8 protein-coding genes and 1 tRNA gene are annotated in these 12,409 nt (G+C 69.5%); 1 reads left to right on the top strand and 8 read right to left on the bottom strand.

The window, feature by feature from the left end:
• Positions 1-10: 10 nt before the first annotated feature.
• The 5 genes from G6N54_RS18195 to G6N54_RS18215 all read right to left on the bottom strand — a co-directional run bounded on the left by G6N54_RS18195 (position 11) and on the right by G6N54_RS18215 (position 5,713).
• Positions 11-1,339: a sensor histidine kinase gene (locus G6N54_RS18195; protein WP_163791300.1), complete on the bottom strand. Its 1,329-nt coding sequence runs from the start codon at positions 1,337-1,339 to the stop codon at positions 11-13.
• Positions 1,340-1,508: 169 nt separating this feature from the next.
• Positions 1,509-2,456 (bottom strand): NAD(P)/FAD-dependent oxidoreductase, encoded by a 948-nt coding sequence (locus G6N54_RS18200; RefSeq protein WP_163791301.1) that lies wholly within the window; start codon positions 2,454-2,456, stop codon positions 1,509-1,511.
• 25 nt (positions 2,457-2,481) lie between these two features.
• Complete coding sequence (selB, locus tag G6N54_RS18205; protein ID WP_197939541.1) at positions 2,482-4,257, bottom strand: selenocysteine-specific translation elongation factor; 1,776 nt, start codon at positions 4,255-4,257, stop codon at positions 2,482-2,484.
• 20 nt (positions 4,258-4,277) lie between these two features.
• Positions 4,278-5,597: an L-seryl-tRNA(Sec) selenium transferase gene (gene selA / locus G6N54_RS18210; RefSeq protein ID WP_163791302.1), complete on the bottom strand. Its 1,320-nt coding sequence runs from the start codon at positions 5,595-5,597 to the stop codon at positions 4,278-4,280.
• A 20-nt stretch (positions 5,598-5,617) separates the two neighbouring features.
• Positions 5,618-5,713: transfer RNA gene (locus tag G6N54_RS18215), tRNA-Sec, on the bottom strand.
• Positions 5,714-5,934: 221 nt separating this feature from the next.
• On the opposite strand from G6N54_RS18215, the gene selD reads away from it, so the two are divergent.
• Positions 5,935-6,918, top strand: a complete 984-nt coding sequence (gene selD, locus G6N54_RS18220; RefSeq protein ID WP_163791303.1) for a selenide, water dikinase SelD — start codon at positions 5,935-5,937, stop codon at positions 6,916-6,918.
• A 6-nt stretch (positions 6,919-6,924) separates the two neighbouring features.
• Here the strand turns inward: selD and nrfD are convergent, their stop codons facing one another.
• From nrfD to fdh, 3 genes are read right to left on the bottom strand one after another with little or no spacing between them, the layout of a single operon-like run.
• Positions 6,925-8,010: an NrfD/PsrC family molybdoenzyme membrane anchor subunit gene (gene nrfD / locus G6N54_RS18225; RefSeq protein ID WP_163791304.1), complete on the bottom strand. Its 1,086-nt coding sequence runs from the start codon at positions 8,008-8,010 to the stop codon at positions 6,925-6,927.
• Positions 8,007-9,002 (bottom strand): 4Fe-4S dicluster domain-containing protein, encoded by a 996-nt coding sequence (locus tag G6N54_RS18230; RefSeq protein ID WP_163791305.1) that lies wholly within the window; start codon positions 9,000-9,002, stop codon positions 8,007-8,009. The genes nrfD and G6N54_RS18230 overlap by 4 nt, the downstream gene beginning before the upstream one ends.
• Positions 9,002-12,328, bottom strand: a complete 3,327-nt coding sequence (fdh, locus tag G6N54_RS18235; RefSeq protein ID WP_163791306.1) for a formate dehydrogenase — start codon at positions 12,326-12,328, stop codon at positions 9,002-9,004. Before fdh ends, G6N54_RS18230 begins: the two co-directional genes overlap by 1 nt.
• Positions 12,329-12,409: the final 81 nt, after the last annotated feature.

Genomic DNA, 12,409 nt, shown 5'->3' on the forward strand with positions numbered 1-12,409 from the left:
CTGTATTTGCTCAGGCGGGGCCGCGACCGTCACCCGCCAGCTTGAGCAGAAGGCGTGTTCCGCCCAACGGGCTGGCGTGCAGGGATGCGTTCCCCCCGTGTAGTTCTGCCTGTTGGGCGACCAGCGCCAGGCCCAGCCCGGACCCCGATCGCGATGCCGTCGACCCGCGGGAAAAGCGTTCGAACACGGAGGTGCGTTCGGATTCGGGGACGCCGGTGCCGTTGTCGTCGATCGCGATTTCCACTCCCTCACCCGAACTGCCCACGGTGAGTTGAATCTTGGACGCACCACCGTGTTTGACGGCGTTGGCGATCGCGTTGTCGATGACCAGCCGCAAACCGGTGGGCAATCCCACCATCAAGACGGTGGGCGACGGTACCAGGAAGACCTCCACGTCGGGGTAGACGCGAAGCGCGTCGTGCGCGGCGCGATCCAGAAGTTCGGTGATGTCGAACGGGACGAAGTCGTCGACGGTGGTGAGCTGGCCCTGCGCGAGTCGCTCCAGCGCCGTCAGCGTGGCTTCGATGCGGCTCTGGGTGCGGATGACGTCGCCGATGACCTCCTCGCGCTGCTCGGCGGCCAATTCGAGCGTGGACAGCACCTCGAGGTTGGTGCGCATCGCGGTCAGCGGGGTGCGGAGCTCGTGCGAGGCGACGGCGGCGAAGTCGCGGGCCGACTCGAGTGCCGCCTTGGTGCGTTGCTGCTCGTTGCCGATGCGGGCCAGCATCTGCTCGACCGCTTCGGCGATCTCGACGGCCTCCCGCACCCCGCGGACCTGCACCTCGTCGGGGCTGGACTGGGCGTTGATGGCGCGAGCCTGCCGGGCCAACAGCAGGAACGGGTTGACCATGATCAACGAGATCACCCAGCCGACCAGGATCGTGCCGGTGATCACGCCCGCGCAGATCAACAACACCCGCAGGTGCAGTTCGTTGATCCGGTGCTGAGCCTCGGCCAGCGGGGCGGCGAGCGCAATCGAAACCGGACCCGCGTTAAAGGTGCGGACGCGATATTGCACGCCGTTGATCGTGGTATTCGCGTAGCCGTTGGCGACTTTGGGCAAGACGATGTTGCTGGGCACCGACACCGTCAACTCCCCGATTCGGGCGGTGCGCAACAGGTTACCGTCCGGCGACGGCCGATCCGGGGAGCTCTGGTGCGCGCTGTTGAGCAATGTGTTGATGTCGCCGAGGCTGCTCACGGAGTCCAGGCGGCGGTCGAGCTGGCTGTATTGATCGTTGGTGACGCCGACCCACACCCATACACCCAGCGTCACGACGAGGGCGATCACTCCCAATTGCGCGACGATGACGATGGTGCGCAGAGACAAGACACGCATCGGCAGTCGAATTTTTCTCAACGCACGAATATTGGACTCCCTCATTGAGCTACTGCTGCTTCGGGACCATCATGGCCCATTGACCGGCTACCGAATCGCTCAACCGCGTAACGCCTGAGACGTGTTGCCGCGTGCAACTGAAATGGTGTGCGGTGCAATGACTCTCGATTCACGCCAAAGTCAATTCGCTGGGCAGCCCGTCACCGCACGCGGCCTGCGCGAGGAGTTCGCCGAGCAACGGCCCGAACTTCATCAGGTTGCTGCCGACGAAGCCAACCACCCGGCCCCGGCGCACCACCTGCCAGCCGTCCCCGCCCGCGTCCAGCCACGGAGCGTGCACCGAGACGCAGTCCACCTGGCCCATCGGCGACAGCGACGGGAACAGCGCACGGACAGCGTCCGGCTCGGGTATCTGCTGGCCGAACGCCCAGCGGCCCGTGCTGCCGAGTGGCAGCCCGTAGCCCTCTGGCGCCGACAGGCAGGCGGCACCGGTCGCGTCGGCGCCCGCGTAGGTGAACCGTGTATGCGGGGTGAACTCGACATCGAGCGGGCCCAACAAGTCCGGTGTCTGGGCTCCCACACACACCAGAACTTGGTCGGCGCGCATCACGCTGCCGTCCGCCAGACGGACCGAGCCGTCGTGACCGAGCGAGACGACCTGGCCACGCCGGATCTCCACCCGGGCCGCCAACGCGGTCAGAGCACGGCGAATACGCAGGCTGCCGCCGAGCGGATCAAAGATCCCGGCCTCCCAGGGCGCCGCGACGAAGGGGATCCGGGCCTGGATCTCGCGGCGGTCAAGCCAGCGGAATTCGGCGCCGGCCTCCGTCATCGCCATTGCGGTCTCCTCGGGTGGGGCAGCCGCGATAAAGCCCTCGGCGCCGAGCAGCCGCCCCACCGCGAGCTCGCTCTCCCAGCGCAGCCATCCGTCGCGGGCCTGCATGGCCAGCCGGCATAGCGCCGGGCGCTGGTGTGCGATGCGGAAGATACGCGCCAGGCCCGCGGACTGTTCGGCGAACGGCTCGCCGCGCTCGAACACCACCGCGGACTCTCCGCGACGCGACAACTCGTAGGCGGCGGCCAGCCCGCATATTCCCGCGCCGACGACGGCGATCACGGAACACCTTCCCCTACAACAAAATTCATCGCACCACTTCCCGGTGTCCGGCGTCCAGCCGTCGGGTCCAGCCGCGCGAGTCGAGGTGCTCCAGCAACGGAATCGCCACCCGGCGCGTGGTGCCGAGCGCCTGCCGCGCTTGGCTCGTGGTGAACGGCTGGTCGAGCCGGGCCAACTCGCGCATCGCCAGGGCCGGTGCGGTGGGCAACAGCACGACACCGTCGTGCAGCCGCAGCACCCGACCCAGGCGCTCGGCCGCGGCCAACTCACGCCCACCGAGCTTCAGCGCCGACAGGTCGTCGGCCTCCTGCGCGCGGAAAGGCTCGGCCTGCAGTCGTGCTTCCAACTCGCTGACCCCGGCCTCGGCGTCACCGAGGTCGTCGCGCACGCCGGGTATCCGAAGGTGGCCGCCGTGCTGCTCGAGTCCGGCGTCGCGGGCCACCGCGTCGAGCAGCGACTCGTCCGGCAGGGCCAGCAGGTCGCGGGCGGCACCGCGAGATAGCCCCTCGGCCAAGGGGTCTCGCGCATGAAGTTCCTCGACCGCGGCCCGCAGGCGTCGCTGCCAGGCGTCGTACGTCGCGCCGTGCACCCACCAGCCGTCGAGCACTCGCACTTGCGCGGGGACCTCCGGCGGCAGCAGCCCGAGTCGGCGCAGATGGCTCTCCCGCACCGCACCACGCCGGGCCACCTCGGCGCCGACGTCGCCGGCCCCGTCCATCTCGCCCAGTGTCGCGGATCGGCGGGTCCCGTCGCCGCGTCGCCGCAACACCGGCGGGTCGGCATCGAGCACCAGGGCGCCACCCAGCACCCACTGACCGCCCGGGTCGCGCAGCACCAGTCGGTCGCCGAGCACGAGCGGCAATCGCCGGTCGAGCGTGAGCCGGCCATGGTCGTCGTCGAACGGCCGCAGCCGGGCGGGCACGGCGGCGGTGCCGACGTGCACGACGAGTTTGGCCGCGGCCTCGGTCAAGCGACCGCCGGACATGCGGCGGATGTCGAGCGTGCCGGTGCTCGGCCACGCCCCGGGGGTGACCAGCGCGTGGCCGCGGTGGATCACGTCGCGCGAGACGCCGCGCAGGTTGAGCGCGACCCGCGCCACCGGGCCCACCGTCGGGTAGGGCTCACCCCGGCTCTGCAGGCCGCGGATCACCACCGACTGCGGCTGCTCGGCGCCGAGCACGTCAAGCCGGTCGCCGCGCGCCACCGTGCCGGCCGCGAGCGTCCCGGTCACGACGGTGCCCGCGCCGGTGATCGTGAAGGAGCGGTCGACCCACAGCCGCACCCGGGCGGTGGTTTCCGGAGCGGGCAGTTGCTGAAGGACGCGATCGAGAGTGGCCCGCAATTCCGTCAACCCGGTCCCCTCGACCGCCGACACCACGACCCCGGGCGCATCCGCCAGCCCGGCGCCGGCCAGCTCGTCGCGGGCCTGCGCCAGCACTGCGGTGGCACGCTCCGGCGCCCGGTCGGCGCGGGTGATCACGATCAGGCCGTGCCGGATTCCGAGCGCCGCGAGCGCGTCGCGATGGTCGCCGGACTGCGCCTGCCAGCCCTCGTCCGCGGCAACGACGAAGCAGACCACCGGCACGGGGCCGAGACCGGCCAACGTGTTGGCCAGGAAGCGCTGGTGTCCGGGCACGTCGACGAAGGCCACCTCGCGGCCCGACGGCAGGGTGGTCCAGGCGAAGCCGAGGTCGATCGTCAGGCCGCGGCGTCGCTCCTCCTCCCACCGGTCGGGTTCCATGCCTGTCAGCGCGCGGATCAGGGTGCTCTTACCGTGATCGACGTGGCCGGCGGTGGCCACGACATTCGAGACGTGAGTGCTCAGCGGTCCGCCTCGGGTATTGCGGCCAACGCCGCTCGGACCGCGGCCAGCAGCCGGCCATCGTCGGACTCCGGGATGCAGCGCAGGTCCACCAGGCAGGAGCCGTCGTGCACCCGCGGCAGGACCGCCGGGTCACCCGCCCGCAGGGCGGCCGCCGCGGGCTCGGGTAGGCGGACCGCCCATCCCGGCAACGGGACGCCCGGCGCCCCACCGCCACCGACTCGGCCGTCGTGCGCGACGACGGACGCACCGACCGCCTCGGCCAGGAGTACGGCCCGCGCCCGCAGTCCCTCGGGATCGGCGTGCAGGGCCTGGGTCACCGGTGAGGTGCCGGCCCGGACCGTGGCCTCCAGAGCGGCGAGGGTGAGCTTGTCGGCACGAACCGCTCGCGCCAGCGGATGCCGTGCCATCCGCGTGACCACGTCGCCGCAGCCGAGCACGATGCCCGCCTGCGGCCCCCCGAGCAGCTTGTCGCCGCTGGCGGTGATCACGTCGGCGCCGTCGGCCAGGGTGGTGGCGGCGTCGGGTTCGTCGGGCAGCAGCGGGTCGGGCGCCAACAGGCCGCTGCCGAGGTCGACGACCAAGGGCACCCGCTTTTCCGCGGTTAGTTCCCGAAGCTCCGACACCGCGACCGCGGAGGTGAATCCCTCGACCCGGAAATTGCTCTGGTGCACCTTCAGCACGCATCCGGTGTGCGGCCCGATCGCGTCGGCGTAGTCCTTCAAGTGGGTGCGGTTGGTGGTTCCGATCTCGCGCAGGCGGGCCCCGGTGGAGGCGATCAGGTCGGGCAGCCGGAAGCCGGCACCGATCTCGATCAGTTCCCCGCGGCTCACCACGACTTCGCCGCCGGACGCGAGCGCCGTGGTCGCCAGCACCAGCGCGGCGGCGCCGTTGTTTACCACCAGCGCGTCCTCGGCTTCAGGGCAGGCATCCAGCAGCGCTCGGCGAAGGGCGATCGCGCGCTTCGAGCGGGTGCCGGTGTCGAGGTCGAGTTCCACGTCGACGTAACCGCTTGCCGACACCAGCGCGTCGACCGCGCTCGTCGCCAACGGCGCACGACCCAGATTGGTATGCACGACGACGCCGGTGGCGTTGAGCACCGGCCGCAACCGGGTGTTCCGGTGCGCGGCCAGCGACGCCAGGACCGCGTCGCGCACCCGCTCGGGGGCCAGGTCGCCGCAGCGGGCCCGCTCCTGGACATCTCGCACCACGGCCCTGACCGCCTGCTCACCCAGCCGGCTTCGCGCCTCCTGCACCGGCGGAAGCGAGAGCAACTGATCCGTGCGCGGAATCAGGCGGCGTGGGTCGACCTGCGTCACGTGCCTCCTCCGTCCGCGTCTGGCGGAGGCGGACGGGAATCGAACCCGCCAGACCGAGATACTCGATCTCACCGGTTTTGAAGACCGGGGGGACCACCAGGAACCCAAACGCCTCCCTGCACAAACTAGCGTGGTCAGCACCGATGCCGCCGGGCCCCGTCCGAGTCTGCGACCGTGGCGTCCAGTCTGCGGGTGCGATGGCCTCACCCGGCGTGTCGCCGCCGTGGGCGCAGACTCAAAGCCCACGACGCGCACGCTAACGCGTGTGACGATATTGACGGTGGTCGCGCTGAGGCGGGCAGGTTGTCAGCCTGCCCGTTACTCGTAGGCTCGTGACATGACCCAGACGCAGACCCGGTTGACCGGCTATGCGCACGGCGGTGGCTGTGCTTGCAAGATTCCGCCCGGCGAGCTGGAAGAGGCGGTCCGCGGGCTGGCCGGGCAGACCAGCGGCGACGTCCTGGTCGGGCTCGACGACGGCGACGACGCGGCCGCGGTGCGGGTGGGCGACTTCGCGGTGCTGTCCACGGCGGACTTCTTCACGCCCGTCGCCGACGACGCCTACGACTGGGGCCGGATCGCCGCGGCCAACGCGCTTTCCGATGTCTACGCGATGGGCGGACGCCCGGTGGTCGCGATCAACCTGGTCGGCTGGCCGCGCGATGTGCTTCCCCTGGAACTGATGACCGAGGTGCTGCGCGGCGGGCTGGCGGTGGCATCGGAAGCCGGCTGCCCGGTGATCGGGGGCCACTCCATCGACGACCCGGAGCCGAAGTACGGCATGGCGGTGACCGGCGTGGCAGACCCGAATCGGCTGCTGCGCAACGACGCCGCCCAACCCGGGCTGCCGCTGACCCTCACCAAGCCGCTCGGCGTGGGACTGCTCAACAACCGGCACAAGCAGACCGGCGAGGTGTTCGTGGAAGCGGTCGCGACGATGACCCGGCTCAACCGCGACGCCGCCGAGGCCGCGGTCGCTAACGGGGTGCGGGCGGCCACGGATGTCACCGGCTTCGGACTGCTCGGCCACCTGTACAAGATGTGCCGGGCCTCGAAGGTCGGCGCGGTCATCGACCGCGCCGCGGTGCCGGTCCTCGATGCGGGACGCGCGGCGCTGCGCGACGGCTTCGTCTCCGGCGGGACTCGGCGCAACCTCGATTGGGTTCGACCGCAGCTACGTCCCGGCCCCGGCGTCACCGAGGACGAGCTGCTGCTGCTGGCCGACGCGCAAACCTCGGGCGGCCTGCTCGTGGTGGGCGAGCTGCCCGGTCACCCGGTGATCGGGCACACCGTGGCCGGCGCGGGCATCGAGGTCCGCTAGCCGGCTTCAATCCGCGGTGGTGATCGAGTCGTAGGTGATGCCCGCCGCGCGACGCGCCGCCAACCGGCGTCTCTGCGGCTCCATCGTGTAGCGAGGATCGCGGGCGGATTCCTTGCCCGCCTCGAAGAAGCCGAACCGCAGCATCGCCGACGCCGTCAGTAGCGCCAGTCCCGACAACGCGGCGACATCGCGGCGATGTCCCCCGAGCAATGCGCCCAAACCGCCTGCGGCGGCGAGCCTTTCACTCCACGCCAACAACCGGCCGGGCGTGCCATGGTGCAGCGGTTCCCTGGTCACCGGGTCCATCCGGTACTCGGTGAACCTCGCGGAGATCAGATCACTGATCGCGCCGATGACGGCGAGGCTGCGTGCGGGCCCGGCCTCGGCGACCGGGGTGGTGATCATCGCCAATCCCGAGGCGGCCAGGCTCGCCGAGCTCGCGAACACGAACGGCAGGTCTCGATACGCGGCGTTCCACGTCGGGGTCGCGGTGTCGGTGAGCAGCACCGCGGTGTAGACGGCCAGCGGCGGCGCCAGCACCCCCGCCCCCAGGCCCGCCGGTCCCTCCACGGCGCGCAATACAGGACGCAACGGGCCCAACGGAATTCGCTCGCCGGTCATCCGGTCGACCTCGGACACCGCCGCGATCCCAATGGCGGCACTGAACGAGCTGAGGATCCACGAGCCGATGCTCATCGGGGAGGTCAGCTTGACCGTACGCATCATGTTGACGAAACGCTCGGGCCGGCCCAAGTCCTTCACCAGCGCGACCGCGCCCAGCGACACCGCGATCAGCGCCGAGATCCTGGTGTTGCGGCGCAACGTTTTTCGCCCGGTCAGCTGGGCGCCGGCCGCGAGCAGACCCGACCCGCCGGCGACGCCACCCAAGAACAAATACGCCGCCACCTCGTGGCCCCAGGGCGGGGGCTTGACCACCGGACGCCCGTAGTACGAAGTGAATTCGGCGTCGGGGACCATCGGCATCTCGCGCGAACCGTCTCCGCCGCCACGTAAGCCCGCACGCTTCCCTTTGCGGCGCCTACCGCCCTTGGGCTCCGGCGGACGGAAGCTGTCGAATTCCGAGGTACTCATATCTTGTTCCTAGGGCCGCTCCAGAACGCCAGTGCGGCCGCCCCGACCATGCCTGCCGCTGCCATCGCGGCCCGCTTGAACATCGTCGGCAGGTCGGCCGTGCACACCCGCGGATCGGGCGGCAGACCGTAGACCTCCGGTTCGTCCAGCAACAAGAAGATCGACCCGGTACCACCGACGCCGTCGTTCTCGTTAGCGCCGTAAAGCCTTGCCTCGGTGCGCCCTTCGGCGTGCAGCTGAGCTACCCGCGCGCGCGCCCGGTCCACCAGGTCGTCGTGATTGCCGAACTTGATCGACGTCGTCGGGCAGGTCTGTGCGCAGGCCGGTGTCTGGTCCTCGAGCAGGCGGTCGTAGCACAGGGTGCATTTCTGCGCGACGCCGGTGACGTACTCGTGGGCCAGCTGGTCGGACTGTCGCTCCGGGGTGGCGTACGTGCCGTCGCTGCGACGCTCGACAACGCCGAACGGGCACCCCGCCACGCACGTTCCGCAGCCGTTGCACACGTCGTGCTGCACCACCACCGTGCCGAACTCGGTGCGAAACAACGCCCCCGTCGGGCAGACGTCGAGGCAACCCGCGTGCGTGCAGTGCTTGCAGACATCCGAGGACATCAGCCAGCGAAACTCCGGGGTGTCCGGCGGCTTCGAATCGGCCTGGCTGTCGGTGCTGTCCTGGGCACCCGGAAAAGCGGGCATACCCAAGCCGATCAACGCCCGGCCGGATTCGCGAGCCTCCTCGATGCGGTCGCGTCCCTGCTCGATGAATGCCACGTGCCGCCAGGTGCTCGCTCCCAGTGAACCGGTGTTGTCGTAGGACGAGCCCAGCAGTTCGAGATCGCCGTCACGCGGGTTGCGATTCCACTCCTTGCAGGCGACTTCGCATGCCTTGCAACCGATGCAGATCGAGGTGTCGGTGAAAAAACCCTTGCGCGGCTTGACATCTGCCCAGCCGGCATCGGCGGCGGGGTCGGTCGGCCCGGTCAGCTGCCCCATCAGCTTCCCTCCCTGTTCTGCCCGTGTGGCGGGGCCTCGTCCTCCAGCACGTCCCAGACGGCCTCGGTCACTCGTACATTGTCCGTCTCGACCGTGGCACCCGCGCGAGACTGGTACTCCTCGATCAACCGCAGCAGATCCGCGCCTTGCGGCCGCCGGCCCGGTCGAATGTCGCAGGACCCGGCCTTGGACTCCTGGATCTGCACGTTGGGATCCAGCGTCACACCCAGCAGGTCGTTGGCGGCGTCCCCGCTCACCACCGCGTCGCTGCCCACACCCCAGTGATACGGCAACCCGATCTGATGCACGGTGTGCCCGCCGATGACCAGCGGATTCATCCGCTCGGTGACCAGCACGCGCGCCTCGATCGCGGCGCGCGGCGAGATGAGGGTGGCCCAGCCGTAGGGTTCGAGCCCGCGTTCGGCGGCCAGCTCCGGGGAGACCTCGCAGAACATCTCCGGCTGCAACTCGGACAGGTACGGCAGCCACCGGCTCATGCCGCCCGCGGTGTGGTGCTCGGTGAGCCGGTAGGTGGTGAACACGTATGGGTACACATCGGCGCCGGGGTCACCCGCGCTCGGCGCACTCAGATTGTCCTTGCGCGGGAAGATGATTCGCGACGGATTCTGCTGTTGGGGGTACAACGCGTTGGTGACCGGCGATTCTTGCGGCTCATAGTGCGTGGGCAGCGGCCCGTCGACCACACCCGTGGGTGCGAACAGCCATCCCTTACCGTCGGCCTGCATGACGAACGGGTCGTCACCGGCTAGCGCGGCCGGTCCGCCGAGCGCGGGGTCGGGTCGGCTTCCCGGCGCGCGGTCGACGGGGAAGTCGGGCACATCGTCGCCGACCCAGCGCCCCTGCTCGGGGTCCCACCAGATGTAGCGCTTGCGCTCGCTCCACGGCTTGCCGTCGGGGTCGGCCGAGGCGCGGTTGTACAGAATCCTGCGGTCGGCCGGCCACGCCCATCCCCACTCCGACTGGCTCGGACCGTCGCCGCCGTGCGGGACGCGGCGGGCGGCCTGGTTGACGCCGTGCGCGTATACCCCGGCATAGATCCAGCACCCGGCCGCGGTCGACCCGTCGGCACGCAGCTCGGTGAACGACGACACCGGCTTGCCGGCATCGGAGCCGGTGAGGTGGCGACCGTTGTATTCGGCGAGCACCGCCTCGCCGTCGATGTCACCGTGCTCGTCGGTCGGGTAGTCCCACGTCAGGTCCAGCAACGGGCGGTCGCGCTCATCGGTCGAACCCGCCAGGCGTGCCCTGATCCGTTTGCCCAGCTCGTAGAAGAACTCGCATTCGCTTTGGCACTGGCCGGGCGGCTCGAGTGCCTTGTGCCGCCACTGAATCAGCCGCTGCGTCTGGGTGAAGGTGCCCGCCTTCTCGACGTGCGTGGCCGCCGGGAAGAAGAACACCTCCGTCTCGATGTCCTCGGTCTTGAGTTCGCCCGAGGCGATTTCGGGGCCGTCCTTCCACCAGGTGGCCGACTCGATCATGTTGATGTCTCGCACCACGAGCCATTTCAGGTGCGCCATGCCGAGCCGCTGCATCCGGCCGTGGGCCGATCCGACTGCCGGGTTCTGGCCCAGCAGGAAGTAGCCCTCCACCTCGTCGTCGAGCATGCCCATCACGGTCTGGTAGGTCCCGTGCGGTCCGGACAGCCGCGGCAGGTAGTCGAAGGCCCAGTCGTTGTCCTCGCGGGCGGCATCACCCCACCAGGCCTTGAGCAGGCTGACGGTGTAGGCATCGGCGTTGGCCCAGAAGCCTTTCTGTTTCTTGGACCCGACCGCGTCGAGGTAGTCGGCAAGGGTGTCGTGGGTACCCGCCTTGGGCATCGGCAGGTAGCCGGGCAGCAGGTTGAACAACGTGGGAATGTCGGTGGAGCCCTGGATGCTGGCGTGGCCGCGCAGCGCCATGATGCCGCTGCCCGGGCGTCCCACGTTACCCATCAACAACTGCAAAATTGTTGCGGTGCGGATGAATTGGGCACCCAGGGTGTGCTGGGTCCATCCGACGGCGTAGGCGAAGCAGGTGGTGCGCTCACGACCGGAGTTCTCGACGATGGAGCGGGCGAGATAGTCGAAATCGGCGAGGCTGATACCGCAAAGATCGCGCACCATCTCCGGCGTGTAGCGCGCGTAGTGCCGCTTGAGGATCTGGAAGACCGTCCGCGGGTGTTGCAGCGTTTCGTCGCGCTGCACCCTCGCGTGCGCCAGCGGCGGGCCGCCCATCCCGTGCTGATCGCCTGCCGCCCGGGCCGAGGCGTCGGCACCGTGCTCGGGATCCGAGTCCCCGTGTTCGGCATACGCCCACGACGACGGGTCGTACTGCCCGGTCTCGGGATCGAGGCCGGAGAAGAGGCCGCCGAGATCTTCGGCGTCCCGGAAGTTCTCGTTGATCAGCGTGGCCGCGTTGGTGTAGGCGACGACGTACTCCTTGAACCACAGGTCGTTTGTGATCACGTGGTTGATCAGGGCACCCAGCAGCACGACATCCGAGCCCGCCCGGATCGGGACGTGCTTGTCGGCCACCGCCGAGGTCCGGGTGAAGCGCGGATCGACGTGAATCAGCCGCGCCCCACGGGCTTTGGCCTCCTCGACCCACTGGAATCCCACCGGATGGCACTCGGCCATGTTGGAACCCTGGATGATGATGCAATCCGCGTTGGCCATGTCTTGCAGTGATTGGGTGGCGCCGCCGCGCCCGAAGGAAGCTCCCAGACCGGGAACCGTGGAGCTGTGTCAAATACGAGCTTGGTTCTCGATCTGGATCGCGCCCGCGGCCGTGAAAAGCTTCTTGATGAGGTAGTTCTCTTCGTTGTCCAGGGTCGCACCGCCCAGCGCCGCGATGCCCATGGTGCGGCGCAGCAGGTTGCCCTTCTTGTCGATGTCCTGCCAGGTATTGCGGCGCGACTCGAGGAAGCGATCGGCCACCATGTCGATGGCGGTGTTCAGGTCGAGGCGCTCCCATTCGGCCGCCCGCGGGGCGCGGTAGAGCACCTCGAGCTGGCGGCCCGGCGAGTTGACCAGTTGCTCGCTCGCCGACCCCTTGGGGCATAACCGGCCCCGCGAGATCGGCGAGTCGGGATCGCCCTCGATCTGAACGACCTTCTCGTCCTTGACGAACACCTTTTGGCCGCAGCCGACCGCGCAGTACGGGCACACGCTTTGCACGACCCGGTCGGCGGTCGTGGTGCGCGGTGCGATCGCACGGGTCTGCTTGGAAGTCACCGCCGGCCCGCGACCGAATGCGTCTCCCGATCGCAGCTGACGGAGCACGGGCCATTCGAGGAAGATCTTGGGCGAGGGCAGCTTCGGAGCCATGGCTCGAAGCCTAGTGGGATGCGTTTACCGGTGCGCGCCGGTCACCGGCCGGCAGAGCCGGCCCATTGGCCGCCCATTGGC

This window comes from Mycobacterium stomatepiae (assembly GCF_010731715.1).
Lineage (GTDB): Bacteria > Actinomycetota > Actinomycetes > Mycobacteriales > Mycobacteriaceae > Mycobacterium > Mycobacterium stomatepiae.

Coding starts and splice junctions, on each gene's coding strand:
- G6N54_RS18195 (WP_163791300.1), bottom strand. CDS start 1,339: ATGCGTGTCTTGTCTCTGCGCACCATCGTCATCGTCGCGCAATTGGGA.
- selD (WP_163791303.1), top strand. CDS start 5,935: ATGACCCAGACGCAGACCCGGTTGACCGGCTATGCGCACGGCGGTGGC.
- nrfD (WP_163791304.1), bottom strand. CDS start 8,010: ATGAGTACCTCGGAATTCGACAGCTTCCGTCCGCCGGAGCCCAAGGGC.
- G6N54_RS18230 (WP_163791305.1), bottom strand. CDS start 9,002: ATGGGGCAGCTGACCGGGCCGACCGACCCCGCCGCCGATGCCGGCTGG.